Raw genomic sequence first — 21,401 nt, forward strand, 5'->3', positions numbered from 1 at the left:
CGATTTGTTAATCAATGATTAACAAACAAGTTTGTATTTTTTAGTTGGTGAATAGTTTTATTTTAGCGATACGAAATTTTAATGACCCTGTCAGAGTCTCTGGTTTTGGTGAACAATAATGCCCCCGTGATGTTAAAACATCATAGGGGCTTACTGAGGTAATTCAGATCTAATGAATGGTAATCATTAATACCAGATGAATTGCGAGTAAAACCTGGTTAACAATTCCTAAAATCTCCTTTAAAGATAGTTTTTTCATTTTTTTTGTTTTAAGTGAAAAAATCAATGATCCGTTATCGCATCATCGATAGCGGATCTGTCTGCGCAAGTATCGATATAAATTTTGTTCAATTCGTTTATAGGGTTATTTGTTAAACAGGAATAACAAATTTCAAGATGATCTTGTAAATATGTACATGATAAATAGACACTCATTGTGACTTTAATGATGCATTGAGGCACTGAATAAAATTTCCGGGGCGTCGCTGTAAGTACCTGTGAGGGGCTGAAAACAAAAGCGGGTTTCGGTACAAACCGAAACCCGCTGTCAGACTTACTTGTAAGCTATTTTGTGACCACTTCCATACTTTATTGAACTATACTACTCCTCCTTCATCTGCACACCTTTCGCATTGCTGACAATGGTATACAATTTATTTTTCCATGGTACGTGTTTTAATGTACCCTCCATACCACGTGATATATGCGGAGATAGTAATACTGGCGTATTGTTGGAAAGATCCGGCCTGAAGCCAAAAAATGAACGAATGATAACTTCGGCAAATGCGGTACCACAGCCTTCATTTGCATCTTGCCCACCCCGGCTGGCTGTGCGGACTACAGGGTTGTAGCCGTGACTGTCAGGCCCCAGGAACTCATGCGATTGCGCCCAGGATCCTTCATGTGTGATTTCCTCTGTGGCGCGTAGAAAAACCAGGGCTCTGTTGAAATCTCCCAAACGGCACATCACGTCCATTGTTAATGGAGGCCATGCATCATAGCTCCCCATCGGTCCGTGGTCTGGCCGGTCTGATTTTGCGGCAGCAGGGTCTTTTAGCGACATGGCCCGCATCCAGGTTTTGGTGAGGAGTTCGGACGCTACAAAGTGATTCATTTCCTGCTTTATTTTTCCCGACAGATCATTTTCCAACGCCTGCCCGGTAACGATATAATCAAAGCAATGGCGGATTGGTACCTTATTGCCGGTAGTATCCAGTGCATTCCAAACTCCCTCTCCCGGAGCATAGAGCGACATGACGAAAGGAAGCAACTTTGTGGCTTTCTCTTTTAAAGCAACAGCGCGTTCATGGTTGCCCGATTGCTGAAAATACATCGCGGTTTTCCTCAGCATATACACGTTGGCAGCATTCAGCGATGGCACTCCTTCAATATAACTGGGAGAGCATTCCAGCAAGTTCTCCGGACCTCCATAATTACCCAGTGGTAAATCCTTTGTCAGGGGACGGGTTTCATAGAAGGTGGCTAACGCTTCGAGGTGTTCAAGAACAGACTGGTTACCGATACGTCGGCGAAGAAAAGAGCTGTCGCCGGTTACAGCAAGATATGCTTCCACACAGCGAAAAACAGACCAGTCATTCGCAGCATACCACGGCCCGGCACTACCACCCGACAAATTGTCTACTGCATAACAGTGGTGGATATCCATTGACAACCATTTGGCCAGGTGTTCCTTCATGGTGCTGGGATCCAGCATTGCCCAGGTATTCGCCCACATTTCAGCATCCCAGAAATAAGTGAGTGTATTGGCCCATTGGGGGCCTGCTGTTACAAAACAACGGGGACTCAGGGGCAGGTTAGTCCGGCAAAGCAAAAGTGGGGTCAATACCCCCATGTAGTATACCCTGCGAATTTTAGGATCATTTGTTTCCAGGGTAGGAAAATGTCCTGAAAAATGCTTATTCCCCGGCACAAAGGAGGCCGCCCAGCGCGCTTCCCATTTTGTTTTTGCAGCATCAAATTCATTATTAAAATTCCTGGTCCGGTTCTCGGCCAAAGACGCTGCGAGTTTAGCGTCTTCCCCTATCACACATGCCCATTCGATTTTTTTTGTTTCACCAGGGGCCATCACAATAGTCCATTGTACCTCGTTTTCACGCGCAGACATCAGGCACGTATCCGGTGGCGTTACAAATGAAAAACAGGTAACAGCCCGGGATGCCTTATCCTGTACTACCAATCCGCCCGTTTTACCCATCTGCAAATCATGGGTTGATTGGATGGTAAAATTAGTATCCGTCGGACGTTCATTGCTCCAGGTTTGCCAGGATGCCGGTGGATAATAACGTACATGCCCATGACATTTTAAGCGAAGCGTCAGGGATTGATTTTTCGAAGATGTGTTACGCAACATCAATTTTTCCAGTACGCCCTTTTGTTCAAATGGCAGGCGAATGAATGAGCTCATTTCAACACCATTGATCAATGTTTTTCGCTGTACTTCATATGGAAGCCAACGGCTGTCTGATGCCATAACAGGCCTTCCATTAACCAACAATGCACATTCACCTGGCTCTTTTTTATCTGAAGGCAATGAGGCCGCATTCAGTCCGAACTCCCATGAGTAAGATTGAGAGCCTCCCTGGGCGTATGGCGGAAAGGTGAGGTTTTGGAACCCTGTAAGGTTTTCTGTTGTCTGTAATCCTCCTACAAAATTATTCACGGAAGGAAAATTCCTGAGGGAGGAAACCGTCATCCAATCTGACGCCAATTCGTCAAGGGAGGGCACCTTTGAAAGCAGGTGCCCTTTCCCGTTACGCGGTGATTGGTGTGGTGCCTGACCGTATACCATCTCACCTAAAAACAATAAAATAATTAACACACTTTTCATGGTACTTATTGATAATCCGGATTCTGTTTTAATGCGGTATTTACCCGGGTTTCCTGTTCAGGAAGTGGGAACAGATAATTTTTAGGCGCGGTGAACACCCGGTTTACCAACCCATCGTAGCTGCCGTTTAACACCTGGCTGGCAATTTTCCACCGCTTGATGTCAAAATATCGGAAGCCTTCAAATGCCAATTCCACACGGCGCTCATTACGAATACGCTGACGCATCTGATCCTGAGAAAGCCCGGCCGGCAATGGGGGCATATTGGCCCTGGTTCTTACTGTATTGATATCCTGGTACACCTCTCCATTGGGGCCGCTTATCTCGTTCACTGCTTCTGCGTGTGATAATAACACTTCCGCATACCGCATCAATGGAACATAAGCAGTATTCGGAACACCGGTTTTTTGCGTATTTACACCGCCATTTGCTATCACTTCATCCTTATCACATGTTTTCCAATAGAGATAAGGGATATAAGCGGTTTTGGCAGCACCAATCATATCGAATGACCCATCTTCCCAATGAACCGTATCTTTACAAACCGTTTGTGCCATACGGGGATCCCTGTTCCTGTACAGGTAATTTTTGTCGGCCCGTGGATCCTGCGGATTGAAAGGATCGCCGTTACTGAACTCATAAGCATTCAATAGCGAGGGAAGAGGGTGAACCGACTGCCAATAAAATTGCATCGTTGAAATCAAAAAGTCCCAAAGGCCGTATTTACTGTTATTGGGTGCGAGAAAATAAGCGGCAAAAACATATTCAGGATTATTCTCCTGTTGTCCTAATGCATGCGAGAACAATCCCCTGTAATATTTCCCCAGCGTATATTTACCGGAACCGATAATTTGAGAAGTCAACGTAGCCACTGTATTCATATCTCCTGCTATTGCCCTGCCGGACGCATCATAGCCATGATATAAATAAGCCCTTGCTTTAATTAATAAGGCTGCCGACCTGGTAACATGTCCCTGGGAGGCCCAGAAATTCAGATCAGGTAAATTGGCAATAGCAAAATCGCAATCGGTAATTACTTGCTTAAAAATGGTTTCTGCATCTGACTTTGGAACCATCTGTGTTTCCAGGGTAAGTGGCGTTGTTACCAAAGGTACAGATCCGTAAAACACCCAGAGGCGATAATACTCCATGGCTCTCAACAACCTTACCTGCGCTTCGAAACTTGTCTTATCCTGGGTACTGATATCTTTCCCAGTATATTTTCCCAGGTTGGAAAGAAAGATATTATAGGTAGCCAAACGTTGATACCCCCATATATACCAGTTATCCGTAGCGTGAGAGGATACCGTAATCCCCTGGTTGATCAGTTCTTCATTATTATAACTAAACACGCTCACCCCATTGTCTGAGATCCCGTCGAGGTCCTGGATACCGCTGCACAGATAATAATCTTGTAAGGTATTGTAGCAGGCTGCCAATCCCAGGTTGAAATCACTGGCCGATTTCCAGAATGTACCCGAACTCAACTGGTCGGTAGGATTCTGATCAAGCACTTTTTTGCAGGAAGCAAATGGTACGATGACTCCTGTTAGTATGAGTATGGAAATATATAGATACTTAACTGCTTTCATAATTACTTTGTTTAAAATTTAGCAGAGATGCCGAAAGAGAATGCCTTATTCTGGGGATAGGACACAAATCCGGTCCATCCTGCATCCTGTGGCTTTTCTGGGTCAGTGCCGGGGAATTTTGTGAACGTCAGGAAATTATCTGCGGCAACAAATATCCTGAGATAGGAAAGCCCGACATGTGTTTTGAGGAGTGTGGCACTTGGTATGGTGTATCCAAGTTGCAACTGCTTAATACGCATATAGGATTTGTCAAACAGCTGATAGGTGGATGGATGGCTCCACACCCGTTGAGCGCCGGCAGTAGTATAAAAATACATGATGGGCTGTGTATTGGAATGATTTTGCGGCGTCCAGTATTTGTCTACCAAATCAGCCATGGGTGGAGCTCCTGCAAAGAAAGGCGTGAGTCCTGCTCCATAACTGTAAAATCCGTATTGTCCTTTAACGCCCTGCAGGAAGGTATAAAGGTCGAATCCTTTCCATGCCAGATTCAATGTAGCACCATATACAAAGGAAGGAAACACACCTTTGGTCATAATCACCCGGTCATTATTATCTATTACACCATCTTTATTAATATCCTTATACCTGATATCTCCTGCCTGTGTAGCATCACCGAACTGCTTTGGAGATTTAGCCACTTCATCCTGTGTTTGGAAAATTCCATCCATCTGTAATAAATACCAGGAATTCCAGGGGAAACCTTCCTTGACGGTCGTATTGCCATTATCCTGTTGTGCGCCAAATTTTACGGTGGAATTTCTGAAGCCACTAATATTGAATCCGATATTGTAGGTGAAGTCTTTCATGGCTCCAGACTTGATGCTGTTGTTATAGCTGATGGCCAGTTCCATCCCGGTGTTTCGCATAGCGCCACTATTGACGGTGGGAGGCTTCAGCCCTACTACATACGCCACCTGTGCCGTCCGTAAAATATTATCGGTTTGCTTACGATAGATATCAAATACCAGGTTAAAATGATTAAACATGGTGAGATCGAGGCCTGCATCAGACATGGTTGTTTCTTCCCAGGTGATATGCTCGTTGTTCAGATTAGAAACATATGCACCGGTTTGAAGCGTATTGCCAAAGGGATAAGGATTACCCAGGTTTACCAGTGATTGATAAGGATAATTACCTATGTTCTGATTCCCCAATTTCCCCCAGGAAGCACGGAGTTTCAGGTCATTTACGATTCCCCGGTCTTTTAACGCTTCCATGAAGTGTTCCTCACTGATGCGCCAGCCAGCTGATGCAGAAGGGAATACGCCAAAACGCTTTTGCGGCGCCAACCTGGAGCTACCATCATAGCGTACATTGAATTCAAATAAATACTTCCCGTTATAATCGTATTTGGCTCTGCCAAATACAGAGCGAAGTGCCCAGGTATTACTGGTTCCTTTATTGAACTGAGGCGTGGCATCTCCTGCATTCAACTCCTGCAATGTTGACCCGGTAGAGAAACTCGGTCTTGATCCGGAAATCAGGTAATAATTCTGCTCTTCCTGGCTATATCCTGCCTGAACGCCCAAATGATGAGCACCGAAGGAGTTATCGTAATTCAGGTAGCTATAAATACTTTTATAAATCGTCTGATCCATAGATTCATTCAACCCAATGGCTGGAATATTATTGGATAATGCCATGCTATCCGGGTATAAAAAATTATACGTTGGAATGGTAGCGCCAAATACTTTGTTCCTGTTAAAATAGCCATTCACTGCTCCTTTCGTGTACCAGTTCAGGCCTTTGAATAGTTTGAGATCCAGCCATAGCTGAGCATTGGCGGCATAGTCTACATTTCTTGCTACCTGTTCATTTGCGGCAAACTGATTGGGTCTTACATATTCCCATGGGTAAGCGCGATAGGTATATCTTCCGGTACCATCCTGTAACCAGGGTAAGGCAGTAGGTGGATGTGCCACCGTTTGCCAATAGGCATCATTGGCGCCATTGGGCGGTTGTACCTGGTCGCCGGATTTCAGCCCGATGGTGAGTCCCGCACGCAACCGCTGGCTGACTTCGGACGTCATATTGAGTAACGCATTATACTTTTTGTAGGAAAACCCACGCATGATTCCCTGCTGATCATTGAAACTGATCGATGCATCATAAGTGGTTTTGCTGCCACCACTGATGGAAATATTATGGAGATAAGTAGGTGCGGTGCGAAACATCAATGCCTGCCAATCTGCATTAGGATATTTTGTGGGATCAGTAGCATTTTTATACTGATCAATCACTGATTGTGGGTAAAGGAGATCCGGATTGTTGACACCCCCATTGATATTAGCCTGGTTGAAAAGTTCCATGTATTGTGCCGAATTGGTAACCAGCCTGGGGAGTCGGGTTGCTTTCGCCATTTGTCCCGCGAAATCATAAGACACAGTTACTTTACCCGTTCTGTTGCTTCCATTTTTCAATGTCACCAATATCACTCCATTTGCGGCACGTGCGCCATATATAGAAGCGGAGGCCGCATCTTTCAATACAGAAATGGATTCAATCATGGTTGGACTGTAGTCCGACAAATTTCCCGGTACGCCATTGATAAGCACCAGTGGTGCCGAGCCTGCGGAGCTGTAGGTACCCTGGCCCCTGATCATTACATGGAGGTCTTCTGCACCGGGTTGCCCGGAGTTCTGCGTAATTTGTACGCCAGGAAGCAATCCCTCCAGTGCCGCCACTGGATTAACGACTTGCCGCTTTGCCAGTTCTGCACCTTTAACGCTGGCCACCGAGCCGGTTAAGTTGACTTTCTTCTGTGTTCCGTATCCTACCACTACGAGCTCCTGTTGTTGCTGGATCACCTGTTTAAGCACTACATCGATGACTGCTTTACCACTGACATTGATTTCCTTTTGCTCCATTCCAATAAAGGAAAATACAAGGACCTTGGCGCCGTTATCTGGTACAACGATTGAAAACTCTCCGTTGGCATTGGTGCTGGTTCCTTTGTTGGTCCCCTTTAACATCACAGAAACACCTTCCAGCGGGCTTCCGTTTTCAGTGGTTACTTTTCCGTTTATCCTGTTATCAGTTATATCCAACAGTGGCTGGGAAGAAACCGGTGCCTTTTTTTCCTCCTTCTGCCTGATAATTACTGTTTTTTCCAGGATGGAATATTCCAATGGTGTATTTTTCAAGCATGCCTGTAATGCCTTTTCCAACGGAGCAGACTTGAGATCTACAGTAATGCCGTCTACACGTTCCAATAGTTCATTGGGATACAAAAAATTATACTTCGTTTGCTTGCGGATTTCATTGAACACCTTCTTCAGCGGCGCGTTGTGAACAGAAAGGCTTACTTCCTGCGAAAAGGCAGCCGCATTTACATGGAGGCAAGCGACCATTAAAAGAAATGCCGTTAGTTTCATGATCAACAGCGTTTTGGTTGCGAGACAAAATCTTTTATTTGTCTCCTTGGTTCTACATACACCAGCGCGTGCGAATTTTCGCCTGGAGTAAAGGCAAAGCGGATCTAATTCCATAACTTTGGTTGTTTGGGTGAGATAAGTAAACAGTCTTTAAGCCGATTGTAATTGTCGATTGCCCAGATTATGACCGGCAGTGTTTCCAGCACTTCCGGTTTTTTTTAAGGCATGGTTAGTATTTCGTTAATCCATATGACGTGAAATTTTTAGGTGAATACAAAAGTGGAATTCAGCAATTGAATCATCATAGATAAGCAGGATGCGTTATCCCTCGTTTTTCATTGTTTAACCAGTAAGTTTAATCAACAGGATATGATCCGGGAATACCCAAAATCAACGCCGGACAATCACGGTCTTGTCTTTTATTTCAAAGTGGACAGTTCCCGTTTCCTGCAACATTTCCAGGACCTTTGATAAGGTAACATTACGTGAAATATTACCGCCAAAATGTGTGGGCACATTGGCCTCATAGCGTACATCTATATCATACCACCGTGCTAGTTGTCGCATGATGGAATGCAGGTCGCTATTATCGAAATGAAAATTACCTTCCCTCCAGGCTGCTACCTGCTCAAGATCAACATCTTCTGCGATACTGATAGGCGCTAAACTTTCCGTTTTTGCCTGCTGGCCTGGTTTTAACACAACAGCCTCCCCTGGATGACTTACTTTAACTCGTCCTTCAAACAGCGTAGTTTTTACGCCATTTTCATTTTCGTAACCATTAATGTTGAAATGTGTGCCCAGTACCTCCACCACCATTTGCCCCAATTTGACTTTAAAAGGCATTTTGGCATTGGTGGCTACTTCAAAATAAGCTTCCCCTGTAACGGCTACGTTCCGTTCATGGCCTTCGAAAAAAGTTGGATAACGAATGGTGCTTTCTGCATTTAGCCACACTTTGGTACCATCGGCCAGTTTGACCTGAAATTGCCGTCCCCTTGGTGTTGACAGGGTGTTAAATGATGGATGCCGGCCGGAAACTGAACTGGTAGCATAGCTCAGCTCCCCACCTTGTTTAAGGATGTTGGCATCGCCTTCCGGGTCAAGCATTCCATTACCCATACTATCCAATTCTATTTGTTTCCCATTAGCCAGGGTAAGGATAGCACCATTTCTTCCTGGCTGCACATCCTTTTTTTCGATGCGGGATAGTTCTTTCTGATGGGGAGTGGTATGCAGCAACAGGTAGGTACCCAATAAAATACCTGTTGCGGCAGCGGCAACTGCTATCCAGCGGCGCAGACCGGGTTGTGATAGCCTGGCTGGCTTCAGTGTTTTTACCTGGTCAATGCCTGCCAGGAGCGAGGCAAGTACCTCGTTCTTATCCTTATCTCCTCCTTCCATGACGAAAGCCTCGTCATTCATCATTTCTTCCATCACTTCTTCCAATTCTCGCCGATCATACTGCCTTGCTATCAGCATATCGTAAAGCAGCAAAAAGTCTTCTTCACTGATGTCGTCATTCAGGTACTGGCGAAAGAGTATTTTTATTTCTTTTGACATAAATAGCGCTTGCTATCCATAAAGACAGGCAGAAGTAGAAAAAGAGAACATCCTTCTTAAAAAAAAATCAGGGGAAAAGAGAAAGAATTAAATAGATAATGATCAGCAGCGTATGTATATTTTTTAACAGCTCTTTACGTAGGAGCTGCAAGGCGCGCACCATGTAGGTTTTGGAGGAAAGTGGGGTAATATCTAACCGGGTAGCTATTTCATCATGACTTAAACCTTCTATTCTATGAAGCGTAAATACCTGGTGAAGCTGGGGCGGTAAAGATCTAATGGCATGCTGCAGGTCGTCCCGCAGGTGCTTTTTTTCCAACGTTTCGTGCGGAGACAGCGGAGAGGAAGCGAAATAGGCGACGAGAAAGTTCTTATTAGACGCTCTTATTGTGGTAGACTCGAGGTGATTAAGGGCTAAATTTCTTGCTATTGTGCTGATGTATGCCCTGAAATTTTTGACCTCCGGCAACTTCTCCCGGTTGGCCCATATCTTGAGGAACACCTCCTGCGCCAGGTCTCTTGCCGATTCGGGAGATTTGGTTATACGCAAACCCAGGCTATAGATGAGTGTCCAGTATTGATTGAACAGTTCTTGGAATGCAAGCTTGTTTCCACCTGCCAGTAATACTAATAGTTCATGTTCACAACGTGGTAAATTTTCCAATGAAGGCATTTTGGTAGGTACAAGATACATATTTCCTCTTATTTATTTCCCAAATGCCAACAGCAATATTTCCGGTTTTTCTGTGAGTCTTGGGGCCTGTAACAGCCATAGTGGTGAGCTTCGGTGTATTCGTTAGTAGCAAAACATCACCATGTTGTATGGGGGGATGGTCCCCATATAGTAAAAGAAAACGCCCAACCCTGGTAAAACCAAGATGGGGTGTTTCAGGGGACCTCTTAGGTACATTTTTATAGAAGTGTTGAAGAAGCCCGACAATTGTGGGAGAAACGACTACCTGTTTCGATCATCTGAAAAAATAAAAGCCGCACTGGTTTGATAACTCATACGGGAAAATAAATAAACTTGTAGCGATGTGGGATTGGATTAACGTCCTTCGTTCGCCTTCATGGCGGTAGCTTTTTTATAATAATTTTCTGAAAGAATGGTTTGGCCCTGACTTTTATAATAATCGCCCATGGCCTCGAAAGGAAGGTAACTATTAGGATAGCTTTGTAGGTTCAACTCCAGGTATTTCTTTGCGCGGTCAAATTGTTGATTGCCCATCAGTTCGTGGGCAATCGCGTTTATCAGTTCGCCGGGAGGACATACTTTGTATCCTAAACGTTTAGTCACCATTTCGTAATGCGCGGATAGTTTATCATCGTCCTGGCTACCCGGAGCAAAGAAGCCTGGCCATGGAAAATTAGTATTGTAGAAATCATAGATGAAGCTCATCGCATCAACAATGCCCGGTAAAGCAACGCCACCATGGCTATAGTCAGGATAGTACTTCGACGTGTAAATCAAAGGGTGAGCGCCGATAATAGATTTGACATAAGCATCAAAATTTAATTCCGAACGCATGGGTAAAGTGTGGATATCTGTATCCGCTTTTACCGATGAAAGCGATAGTTTTTGATCTGCTGAATGTGCGATGGCGAGGTAAAGACTTTCGTTGGAATAATCATCTTCCAGTAATTTTTTCTCTGCTGTATGGATCCAGTTTTCTTTTTCCCACCAGGTGGTTGGATCAAGCGCTACATATGCCTGGAATAACCCCTTGTGGCGTAAGAGGGCATTAATGGCCGTTAGCCCTCCGAGCGAATGACCAATAATAGTACGGTGTGGCGCTGCAGGACAAATGGACGCGATGTAAGGAATGAGTTCTTTTTCCATGAAAGCCAGAAATTTTTCACCACCACCAGAGCTGGCCAGCATAGAGGCAGGCATCAGCGACGAATCTACCCAGTGAGTGGGCGAAAGGTCCCGGGTGCGGTCAGTATTAGTGATACCTACAATGATGGCTTTGGGACTTGAATAGTTCCCACTACCTCCGCTTTTGCTTTCCGAAATAGCGACGACGGTTTGGAAAAACGTGTCTCCGTCCAGCACATAGATAACGGGATATTTCTGGTCCGGCGCAAATTTATCCGGCGGCGTATCTGGAAGGTGGATAAGAAGGGCTCTTTTTTCACCTAATATTTTAGATGATATGCTGTCCCGGAAGCCTAGGACCAGTGGTCGTTTGGTTTGGGCAGCTATGAAGAAAGGTGAAATGATTAACAGGAGGCTGGTGATAAGGGTTTGTTTCATAAGCTAATAGTAATCATTAGCAGAATAGGTATCAGGCATCTGTGACAGAACGGGGGAAACATGTGATAAACCTGATTTATGTGGGGCAAAAGAGAGTTGTCTTTTTTGAGACACCTCTCTTTTACCCCGCAAATTTATTTCTAACTTATATTATACCTTAACTTTTGGAGCACATGTGGGGAGACAGGTAAATTTCATCTTTCTTTAATCCCGTTTCCGTGGATACAAACCTCCGGTAAAAGAAAACACCCAACCCTGGTAAAACCAGGATTGGGTGTTTCAAGTGACCCCCCTGGGGCTCGAACCCAGGACCTACTGATTAAGAGTCAGTAGCTCTAACCAACTGAGCTAGGGAGTCATTCCAACGTTCCTGTTAAAAGGAACGTGAGGGCAAATTTAACGGTTCTTCTGAATATTCGTGTACTTTATTTAATTAAATTTGGAAACAAGGACGGAATGTGGATAAATACTCATTATGTTGATAATCTAACCGTTAGCTCATTATAAAATTTTTTTTCATGCAAGAAGCGTACATAGTTGCCGGATACCGCACCGCGGTGGGTAAATCTAAAAGAGGGGGATTTCGCTTTTACAGACCGGACGATCTGGCTGTTGATGTCATCACCGGTTTGTTGCAATCCTTGCCACAACTGGATCCTAAGCGGGTTGACGATCTGATTGTAGGAAACGCGGTACCGGAAGCAGAACAGGGTTTGCAGATTGGACGTATGATTTCAGTTAGGGCATTGGGCATTGATGTGCCGGGCATGACAGTGAATCGTTATTGCGCATCCGGACTTGAAACAATTGCCATTGCCACAGCTAAAATCCAGACAGGAATGGCCGATTGTATCATTGCTGGTGGTACCGAAAGTATGAGTCTGGTGCCGGTAGCAGGATGGAAAACAGTACCTAACTATACCGTAGCCAGCACTAATCCCGATTATTATATTGGCATGGGACTCACCGCTGAAGCAGTGGCCAACGAGTTTAAAGTAAGCCGCCAGGACCAGGATGAGTTCTCATATAAATCACATCAGAAGGCATTGAATGCCATACAGCAAGGGTATTTTAAGCCAGGTATTTTACCAGTGAATGTAGAAGAAGTATATGTAGATGGAAACGGTAAAAAGCAAAAACGCACCTATACTGTTGATACAGACGAAGGACCACGCGCAGATACATCCCTGGAAGCATTAGGTAAACTGAAACCTGTTTTTGCAGCCGGAGGTTCAGTAACTGCGGGCAACTCCTCACAAACTTCCGATGGCGCTGCCTTTGTGGTAGTGATGAGCGAAAGAATGGTGAACGAGCTGGGACTGAAGCCTATTGGTCGTTTGGTGGGCTGCGTGTCGGCAGGGGTGCATCCGCGTATTATGGGCGTAGGACCAGTAGCGGCTATTCCGAAAGTACTGCAGCGTACCGGCAAAACTTTGCAGGATATAGACCTGGTAGAACTGAATGAAGCATTTGCTTCTCAGTCTATTGCGGTGATCCGTGAGCTGGGTATAAATCCTGATATCGTGAATATCAATGGAGGAGCCATTGCATTGGGACATCCGCTGGGATGTACAGGTGCCAAGTTAACCGTTCAACTACTAGGTGATTTAAAACGGCTTAATAAAAAATATGGTATCGTTACAGCCTGTGTGGGCGGTGGACAAGGAATTGCGGGTATCATAGAAAACATCAGTTAATACGGTCAACTCATCTTATAACGGAAAAAGGAGCCCACGGGCTCCTTTTTTTTATGCTTCTTCTTCAGGTGGATCATACACTTCCAGCTGACTCAGATAGGCGTAAGCACTGGCCGATATGAGAGTAGGATCTGTAAACATAATTTTGTGTAAGTCCGGATGCTGACGCAAATCAATGCCGAATAACTCAATCATTCTTTTATGAAAAAAATCGTTGCCTCTGGATCGGCCAGACTCATAATGAACGAAACTTCCTTTTGATATACCCAGTAGATTACTCATTTCTACTTGTGTTAGTTTTAGTGTAGTACGAATCAATTTGATGAAACGCCTGTTATATGGAAACATCATGGTTAAGCGTTAAAAAGTTTACAAAATTGTAATGCTGTAACAATAATTGACTATATTTGTATTGTAATATGTAAATCGTTGATAATAATAGAATTAAATTGATCTGCACGACCATATTTTTGATACTACGATTTTCATATTGAGCAAAGGATCCCCGTTACCGATAATGATCGGTAAAAAAGAAGGGCAAACAAGTCAATCACTGTGTTTTTAAGTGCTATCGGCTGTTGAAGAAATCGGGGGGCTTATGAGGGAGGGGACCAATAAAATTTCCTGACTGAACAAAGCGGCAATTCGCCGTTTTTAGTGTAAGCATTTTCAAGTTTTTTTATCTGTTATGGGTAAAAACCAAAGGGGCTGTCTTTCTTGCTGGAACCGGCAGCTCCCTTTTGGTATGTCTGCATATAAACAGACATTTTTCAAAGATAGTTATTTTTTGATCCGTGAGCAAATGTTTCTATTTGTAAAACATTGATAATCATGTGATCATAATGATATTTGAGAAGCTATTTTGATCCGCAAAAAATCATCTCTCTACTTATTAATAATATAATATCCCTTTCTTTTTAATTAGATTAAACTTTTTGTTAATTTGGTCGGGTAATCGGCCCCCTAAGCCATCAACCATATCATATTTATGGATCGCAGACAATTCCTAACCTTATCGCCTAACCGCAGCCATACACAACAGGCTGCCGCTTCGGCACGCACCGACTCAGGCATGGCGCCTTATACCGGCAACTGGGAATCAACACAACTCATACACCTGCTGAAACGTACCCTGTTCGGCGTTTCTCCCGCTAATGTCAACGCCTTCAAAAGCATGACCATGCAACAGGCCGTAGATACCCTGCTTACCCCACAGCCTGATCCCGCTCCACCCGTAAATAACTACGGCGTAGACAGCACCGGCGTTACCCCGGGCGCAGTCTGGGTGAAAGCCCCACTCGGTGATGAAATGCTGGAAAGAAAAAGAATCGCCTCCTATAAAGCCTGGTGGACCGGGCAAATGATTAACCAACCTACAAGCATACACGAAAAAATGGTGCTGTTCTGGCATAATCATTTTGTAACCGAAACAGGAATGGTAAACGACAGCCGGTTTATCTACCAGTATAACCTCACCCTGCGTAAACATGCCCTCGGCAATTTTAAAGCGCTCACAAAAGCCATTACCCTGGATCCGGCCATGCTGGTATACCTCAACGGATACCTCAACTCCAAAGAGGCCGCCGATGAAAACTATGCCAGGGAATTGCATGAACTTTTTACGGTGGGAAAAGGACCCGATTCCCATTATACGGAAGATGATGTAAGAGCTACTGCACGCGTACTCACCGGGTTCCGCGTCGATAGAACCAACATCACCAGCTTCTTCGATACCACTAAGCATGATATCACCAACAAACAGTTTTCAGGATTCTATCTCAATAAAGTAATATCCGGTCAAACCGGCACAGAAGGCGCTTCTGAAGTAGACGCCCTCCTGGATATCATCTTCGCTCAACCCGAAGTAGCAAAATTTATCTGCCGGAAATTATACCGCTTCTTCGTATACTACGATATAGATCAGGCTACCGAAACAAATGTAATCGGACCACTCGCAGAAATATTCCGCAGCAGTAACTACGATATCAAAACAACACTCAACGCCCTGTTTATCAGTCAACATTTCTTTGATCCGCTAAACATGGCTTGCCTCATTAAAAGCCCGGCCGACTTCTGCATCGGTATCTGCCGCGAATACAATATCACCTTCCCAAGCGATTATCCCAGCCGCTATACCGCCTGGATGGCTATACACGACAGAGCCGCTTCTATGCTGCAAAACTTCGGTGACCCTCCATTGGTGGCCGGATGGGAGGCTTACTACCAGGAACCTGCCTTCCACGAACTGTGGATCAATACAGATACGCTGCCTAAACGAAATAAACTAAGCGACACCCTCATCAGCACCGGCGGTTTCGCAGGCCTGCATATAGATACTATCGCCTTCGCCAGCCAACTGCCGCACCCCGAAGATCCTGTCGCATTGGTGAGCGACTCCCTCGATATATTATATCGTGTAGGCGTTTCCGATACCACTAAAGCATTCATGAAAAATAATATTATCCTCTTCGGCCAAAATCCTAATAGTAACTTCTATTGGACAGATGCATGGAATGCCTATAAAGCATCTCCAGGCGACGCTGCTGCAAAAGATAACGTGGAAAGCCGCCTCAAAGCGCTGTATAAATATATCATGGACCTGTCGGAATATCAATTATCCTGATAGCTGAAAAACCTTTTTATGAAAAGAAGAGACTTTCTTAAATATACAGCGCCAGCTGCTATCCTGCCTACTTTAATCAACGGCTTTCCAATTAAAGCCTTCGCTGCTTCTCCTATGCTCAACGCATTAAGCAGCGCCGCCAACGATAATGACCACGTACTCGTGATGATCCAGATGACCGGTGGAAATGATGGTCTTAACATGGTGGTACCTTTGGATGTATACGGTAAATACCAGGCGGCACGTACTAATATCGCTATCCAGGAAGGTAAAGTACTGCGATTGGATAACTACGCCAAAGCGGGGCTGCATCCGGCAATGACAGGTATCCAACAACTATATAGCGACGGTAAAGTCAGTATCGTGCAAAGCGTAGGATACCCTTCTCCCAACTACTCGCATTTCCGCGCCACCGATATATGGCTCACCGGTTCCGATTCCAACGAAATACTCACTACCGGCTGGGGCGGCCGGTATCTCGATACACAATATGCCAACTTCCCCGATGGTTATCCAAGCGCAGATGCGCCCGATCCGCTGGCTATCCAGATAGGATCAATTGTATCACCGGCATTTCAGGGACCTAACGCCAGTATGGGCATTGCCATTACCAGCGCAGATGATTTTTATAACCTGATAGATGGTGTCACAGATCCTGTTCCCAATACCAAATGGGGGAAAGAACTGGAGTATATCCGTCTCATCGCCAAACAAACCAACAGCTACGAACAGGCCATTACAAAAGCAGCTAAAAAGGTAACCTCTCAGGGAGCTTATCCGGCTAACAATAACCTGGCCGCACAACTGAAAATTGTAGCACGCCTCATTGCCGGCGGACTCAAAACCAGGCTCTATATGGTGAGCACCGGAGGATTTGATACACACGCCAATCAAACAGAAAGTGGCGATACCAGCAAAGGTGGTCACGCACAACTCCTTGGTGGGCTGTCAGACGCAATTAAAGCCTTCATGGACGACCTGAAAGGACTGCATGCCTCCCGCAGGGTAGTAGGGATGACGTTCTCCGAATTTGGCCGTCGTATTAAGTCCAATTATAGCATGGGTACAGACCATGGCGCTGCGGCTCCCATGATCATTTTCGGCGACTATGTCAACCAGGGCGTATTGGGTAACTCTCCCACCTTACCAGACAACACCTCCGTGATTGATAATATCCCCATGCAGTACGATTTCCGTTCTATCTATGCATCTATCCTGGAACAATGGTTCTGCGTAGATACCACCACCCTGCAGAAAATTATGGGGAAAGATTACCAGCGCCTGCCACTCGTTAGTGGCGTGGCCTGTGGTACCATCACCGGTTTGCCGGATCTGAATACCGATGGCAAAAAACTCATCTTTAACGCACCCAATCCCTTTACAGACTATACCTACATCACTTATATTACCGGCAGCGGTAATACTATGATCCAGATTTTTGATACAACGGGTCGTCTTATTAATGTGCCTGTTAATAAGATACATACACCCGGTACCTATAAAATCACCTTCGATGGCCGCCAATTGCCCGCTGGTATTTATTATGCCCGCCTGCAAAATGGACCTGTACAACAGGTTTGGCCGATGCTCAAAGTGAAATAATCTTAGATTTCCATTAAATAATCGTGCAACGTTGTTGCAAATAAGCAGATTTTGCTACCTTTGCCACCGTGTACAAAAGCTATCTGCATAAAATAATAGCCATTATTCTCCTGGGAGTATTTACCATAAATACACTCCCACGGGAATTTATACACGAATTTTCAGGCCACCATGATACCGAAGATGCGGTACATCACCATGATGGTGTCACCATTTCTGAAGAACACCGACACTGTGATTTTCTACAAATCGGTATAGAACCCTATGAACCGTTTGCAACTGTTTATATAGCACCGGTTCAAAAAGTAACCTGGGTATTTTACCCGCTATCCATCCCGGAAACCACACATGCTACTTATTACAACCTCACACCAAGGGCACCTCCCACTATATTAGCCTGATTCTTTTTATGCTGACGTGAACATGCAGTACACGTTGGTTGTTCATGATGGACATTGTCCATGCTTTACTGATTCTATATAATTTCAGATATGCATTATTTGCGTGTATGGATACTCGTATGCTCGGGTATCCTGTTAATGGCGTTGCCTGCTGCTTATGCGGGTACCAACCCCGAAGAAGGGGAATATGCTAACTCATTGTCCGGTAAGGTGGTGGATAAACTCACTCATACGCCTTTACCCGGCGCCACCGTATATCTGCCGGATCTGCGTGTAGGTGCAGCGGCCGATGCAGAAGGTAATTACATCATCAAAAATCTCCCAAAAGGAAAATTCCTGGTAGAAGTACACTATATAGGCTATGCCGCTTATACGGAATCCATCACTATTTCCGGCGCTACCACAAAAGAGTTTGTACTCGCCGAAACACTGATAGAAAAAAATGAAATAGTGATCACCGGCGCTAACCTGGCTACTTCTGTTAAGAAAACACCTACGCCCATCAGCGTTATCCGCCGCGATTATCTCGATGACAATATCTCTACCAATATCATAGATGCCATTGCCAAAGTGCCCGGTGTTACCCAGTTGTCCACAGGGCCGGCTATCTCCAAACCCTTTATCCGCGGCCTCGGCTACAATCGTGTAGTAGTAGTGGGCGACGGAATCCGCCAGGAAGGCCAGCAATGGGGCGATGAACATGGTATCGAAATAGATGATTATAACGTGAGCCGAATTGAAGTACTGAAGGGGCCCGCATCACTCATCTATGGCTCAGATGCACTGGCCGGTGTGGTGAATATTGTGCCGCCTGCACCACTGCCGCTGGGAAAAATAAAAGGAAACGTAGAGGCAAACTATCAAACCAACAATGGACTGATGGCCTATCACGCTGATATTGCCGGTAATAATAACGGCTTTAGCTGGGGCGCTTATGTTACACAGAAACAAGCCCACGACTATAAAAATCAATACGATAACTACGTTTTCAACTCCCGCTTTAATAATACCAACTACGGAGCTACGATCGGGATCAACAAACAATGGGGATATTCTCACCTCAGCTTTTCTTCGTTTAATCAACACCTCGGCCTCGTGGAAGGTGACCGCGACAGCACCGGTGGCTTTGTTAAGCCAGTCAATGAAAATGGCGTAGCAGGAGAAGCTCCGGTAACCAGCAGCGATAACAAATCCTATAGTATGACGGTGCCTAAGCAGCAAATCAATCACCAGAAAATAGTATGGGATAATAACCTGTATCTACATAACGGTGGCCGGTTAGGACTCACACTGGGATACCAGTTGAATCAGCGTAGGGAATTCGGCGATGTATTGCATCCCAATACGCCCGGATTATACCTGCATCTGCAAACATTCAACTACGCCCTGAAATATTACCTGCCTGAAATGAAAGGCTGGCAAACAACCGTAGGTGTGAATGGTATGCAGCAAACCAATGAAAACAAAGGAGAAGAATTCCTCATCCCAGGATATGACCTGTTCGACGTAGGCGCTTTTGCCGTGACCAGCAAAACATTCAATAAGCTGACACTCAGCGGTGGACTGCGTTTTGATAACCGGTCTATGAATGCAAAAGCACTGTTCCTCGACGCCAATGGTAAGCCTGCCAACACCGGCGAAGCGAAGTTTGATGCCTTTAAACGTAACTTCTCCAATGTTTCCGGTAGTGTAGGCCTGAGCTATGAAGCCAGCGATCGCGTAACCCTGAAACTCAATGCTGCCAGAGGTTTCCGCGCACCCAATATTGCAGAATTATCCGCCAATGGGGTACATGAAGGTACTATCAAGTATGAATATGGCAACCAGGACCTGAAGCCGGAAGTAAGCACACAGGTAGACGCGGGAATAGATTTCAATACCCAGCACGTTTCCTTAACAGCTAATGTCTTCTATAATCACATTAATAACTTCATCTTCTCGCGCAAACTCTTCAACCAGGCTGGAACAGATTCTATCCCGGCAGCAGATAATGAAGAAGGCTTTTCTGCCTTTAAGTACCAGCAAACCAATGCCAATCTGTATGGCGGCGAATTGATGCTGGACATACATCCGCATCCGATCGACTGGCTGCATTTTGAAAACACCTTTTCTTATGTAAGGGCTACTACCACTAACAGCACCGACTCTACGAAATATTTGCCCAATATTCCGCCTGCCCGTTGGTTATCTGAGTTAAAAGGGAAGTTTAAAAAAGTGGGTAAAAGCCCGTTACAGAATGCTTACGTAGGTGTGCAGATGGACCTGAATTTTGCACAAAACGATATCTTCTCCGCTTATCAGACAGAAACAACCACAACCGGTTATACCATTTTCAACGCCGGAATCGGGTCTGATTTTGTCAATAAGAAAAATAAGACCTTGTTCTCCCTGCATTTTGCAGTGAATAACTTTACAGATGTAGCTTATCAAAGCCATTTAAGCCGGCTGAAATACGCTGCTGTCAATGAAGTGACTGGGCGTTCCGGTGTATACAATGTAGGCCGTAATTTCAGCCTTAAACTGGCGATTCCGATTGATTTTAAATAATAAACTGCCCAATTTCTTTTAAAAGGCTCCTGCGTCAGCGGGAGCTTTTTTTATGGTGTCAGTGGCCGCTGGATTGTCTGCCGCTTTCGTATAGGTGGCCTTGTTATTTTTTATTTTGAAGAAGAATTTTCGGGCAGATGGTGCGGAAATGTTAAACCCTACAGAAGTATCTGTGCCCACTATCAACAATTCAGGTACCGGAATCGTTGTTACATTTGAATCAATGGCCCGCATATAATTAATAAGGCGTTTACCATTTTGTGTAATGTGAATCGTTTGCATCCCTTCCGATGAATGTACAATGGTAGCCGTAATACCTTTCGCTTCAAATACGGCACTGTCGCCGTTGTTGCTGCCGCCAATCCGCTTAAAGGGTTCTGGTGCACTTACTTTCAACGGTTTGGTAGGGGTGGTGCTGTTGCTGGCTCCCTGTTGGGCAGGTTCCTGGCAGCTAAATATTAAAATAGGTAGCAATAGTAAAATTCTGTACACGATAAGTTGATGTTTGAAAAGATAAAGCTATTGAATTTTTACGGATCTCTTTAAGTGAGTATTTCTTATATAAGGCTTAGTTATATATTATATAAATATATTACATTACACAAAGTTAATATGCATAAAAATAAGCCGGAATAAACCAGAACCCAAGTCAGACGGGCTTGATAAATAAAATCGTTTTAGTAGCACAATTGCCACGACTATTTACCATTGATGTAAATATTTGGCTGAAATAAAGGGAGATTTTGTAGTTTTGAGTCTCGTTATAGATTATGTGTGAGACTGAATGTCCTGCCCGGTAAAACAGATTCCCTCAGCTTTTCAAAAATCGGTTTTTGCATTATTAAGATTTTTCTGACCACCATTGGTTCAGATTTTGGTTGAAAAAGAAAGGGG

General features: G+C 44.7%; 13 protein-coding genes and 1 tRNA gene. 5 read left to right on the forward strand and 9 right to left on the reverse strand.

The genetic code is table 11. The features are described 5' to 3' along the window. Positions 1 to 601: 601 nt before the first annotated feature. The 7 genes from AC5ZC7_RS00840 to AC5ZC7_RS00870 all read right to left on the reverse strand — a co-directional run bounded on the left by AC5ZC7_RS00840 (position 602) and on the right by AC5ZC7_RS00870 (position 11,995). Positions 602 to 2,848 carry a hypothetical protein gene (locus AC5ZC7_RS00840; RefSeq protein WP_496160046.1) on the reverse strand — a complete coding sequence of 749 codons (2,247 nt, stop codon included), beginning with the start codon at positions 2,846 to 2,848 and terminating at the stop codon, positions 602 to 604. A gap of 5 nt (positions 2,849 to 2,853) precedes the next feature. After that, positions 2,854 to 4,440 (reverse strand): RagB/SusD family nutrient uptake outer membrane protein, encoded by a 1,587-nt coding sequence (locus tag AC5ZC7_RS00845; RefSeq protein ID WP_496160045.1) that lies wholly within the window; start codon positions 4,438 to 4,440, stop codon positions 2,854 to 2,856. An 11-nt stretch (positions 4,441 to 4,451) separates the two neighbouring features. Continuing rightward, complete coding sequence (locus AC5ZC7_RS00850) at positions 4,452 to 7,817, reverse strand: SusC/RagA family TonB-linked outer membrane protein (protein ID WP_496160044.1); 3,366 nt, start codon at positions 7,815 to 7,817, stop codon at positions 4,452 to 4,454. 390 nt (positions 7,818 to 8,207) lie between these two features. Further along, positions 8,208 to 9,380: a FecR domain-containing protein gene (locus AC5ZC7_RS00855; RefSeq protein ID WP_496160043.1), complete on the reverse strand. Its 1,173-nt coding sequence runs from the start codon at positions 9,378 to 9,380 to the stop codon at positions 8,208 to 8,210. A 67-nt stretch (positions 9,381 to 9,447) separates the two neighbouring features. Beyond that, entirely contained in the window at positions 9,448 to 10,074 is a 627-nt protein-coding gene (locus tag AC5ZC7_RS00860) for a sigma-70 family RNA polymerase sigma factor (protein WP_496160042.1), read from the reverse strand. 354 nt (positions 10,075 to 10,428) lie between these two features. Continuing rightward, on the reverse strand, positions 10,429 to 11,637 hold the full coding sequence (locus tag AC5ZC7_RS00865) for an alpha/beta hydrolase-fold protein (RefSeq protein ID WP_496160041.1): 1,209 nt from the start codon (positions 11,635 to 11,637) through the stop codon (positions 10,429 to 10,431). A gap of 284 nt (positions 11,638 to 11,921) precedes the next feature. Beyond that, positions 11,922 to 11,995: transfer RNA gene (locus tag AC5ZC7_RS00870), tRNA-Lys, on the reverse strand. 160 nt (positions 11,996 to 12,155) lie between these two features. Between AC5ZC7_RS00870 and AC5ZC7_RS00875 the strand changes: the two genes are divergently transcribed. Further along, positions 12,156 to 13,334, forward strand: a complete 1,179-nt coding sequence (locus tag AC5ZC7_RS00875; RefSeq protein WP_496160040.1) for an acetyl-CoA C-acyltransferase — start codon at positions 12,156 to 12,158, stop codon at positions 13,332 to 13,334. 51 nt (positions 13,335 to 13,385) lie between these two features. Here AC5ZC7_RS00875 and AC5ZC7_RS00880 read toward each other — a convergent pair whose 3' ends face one another. Continuing rightward, positions 13,386 to 13,616, reverse strand: a complete 231-nt coding sequence (locus tag AC5ZC7_RS00880; RefSeq protein ID WP_511911320.1) for a hypothetical protein — start codon at positions 13,614 to 13,616, stop codon at positions 13,386 to 13,388. A gap of 706 nt (positions 13,617 to 14,322) precedes the next feature. Between AC5ZC7_RS00880 and AC5ZC7_RS00885 the strand changes: the two genes are divergently transcribed. The 4 genes from AC5ZC7_RS00885 to AC5ZC7_RS00900 all read left to right on the forward strand — a co-directional run bounded on the left by AC5ZC7_RS00885 (position 14,323) and on the right by AC5ZC7_RS00900 (position 20,507). Then, positions 14,323 to 15,957, forward strand: coding sequence for a DUF1800 family protein (locus AC5ZC7_RS00885; protein ID WP_496160038.1), 1,635 nt, complete (start codon positions 14,323 to 14,325; stop codon positions 15,955 to 15,957). Between the two features lie 18 nt (positions 15,958 to 15,975). Further along, positions 15,976 to 17,559, forward strand: coding sequence for a DUF1501 domain-containing protein (locus tag AC5ZC7_RS00890; RefSeq protein ID WP_496160037.1), 1,584 nt, complete (start codon positions 15,976 to 15,978; stop codon positions 17,557 to 17,559). 68 nt (positions 17,560 to 17,627) lie between these two features. Beyond that, complete coding sequence (locus tag AC5ZC7_RS00895) at positions 17,628 to 17,960, forward strand: hypothetical protein (protein ID WP_496160036.1); 333 nt, start codon at positions 17,628 to 17,630, stop codon at positions 17,958 to 17,960. A gap of 90 nt (positions 17,961 to 18,050) precedes the next feature. Then, positions 18,051 to 20,507 carry a TonB-dependent receptor domain-containing protein gene (locus AC5ZC7_RS00900; protein WP_496160035.1) on the forward strand — a complete coding sequence of 819 codons (2,457 nt, stop codon included), beginning with the start codon at positions 18,051 to 18,053 and terminating at the stop codon, positions 20,505 to 20,507. An 18-nt stretch (positions 20,508 to 20,525) separates the two neighbouring features. Here the strand turns inward: AC5ZC7_RS00900 and AC5ZC7_RS00905 are convergent, their stop codons facing one another. After that, complete coding sequence (locus tag AC5ZC7_RS00905) at positions 20,526 to 20,999, reverse strand: hypothetical protein (RefSeq protein ID WP_496160034.1); 474 nt, start codon at positions 20,997 to 20,999, stop codon at positions 20,526 to 20,528. Between the last annotated feature and the right edge of the window lie 402 nt (positions 21,000 to 21,401).

The sequence above is a fragment of the Chitinophaga sp. 9-1-y genome (genome assembly GCF_059511905.2).

Coding starts and splice junctions, on each gene's coding strand:
- AC5ZC7_RS00875 (WP_496160040.1), top strand. CDS start 12,156: ATGCAAGAAGCGTACATAGTTGCCGGATACCGCACCGCGGTGGGTAAA.
- AC5ZC7_RS00885 (WP_496160038.1), top strand. CDS start 14,323: ATGGATCGCAGACAATTCCTAACCTTATCGCCTAACCGCAGCCATACA.
- AC5ZC7_RS00840 (WP_496160046.1), bottom strand. CDS start 2,848: ATGAAAAGTGTGTTAATTATTTTATTGTTTTTAGGTGAGATGGTATAC.
- AC5ZC7_RS00880 (WP_511911320.1), bottom strand. CDS start 13,616: ATGAGTAATCTACTGGGTATATCAAAAGGAAGTTTCGTTCATTATGAG.
- AC5ZC7_RS00855 (WP_496160043.1), bottom strand. CDS start 9,380: ATGTCAAAAGAAATAAAAATACTCTTTCGCCAGTACCTGAATGACGAC.
- AC5ZC7_RS00890 (WP_496160037.1), top strand. CDS start 15,976: ATGAAAAGAAGAGACTTTCTTAAATATACAGCGCCAGCTGCTATCCTG.
- AC5ZC7_RS00865 (WP_496160041.1), bottom strand. CDS start 11,637: ATGAAACAAACCCTTATCACCAGCCTCCTGTTAATCATTTCACCTTTC.
- AC5ZC7_RS00900 (WP_496160035.1), top strand. CDS start 18,051: ATGCATTATTTGCGTGTATGGATACTCGTATGCTCGGGTATCCTGTTA.
- AC5ZC7_RS00860 (WP_496160042.1), bottom strand. CDS start 10,074: ATGTATCTTGTACCTACCAAAATGCCTTCATTGGAAAATTTACCACGT.
- AC5ZC7_RS00850 (WP_496160044.1), bottom strand. CDS start 7,817: ATGAAACTAACGGCATTTCTTTTAATGGTCGCTTGCCTCCATGTAAAT.
- AC5ZC7_RS00845 (WP_496160045.1), bottom strand. CDS start 4,440: ATGAAAGCAGTTAAGTATCTATATATTTCCATACTCATACTAACAGGA.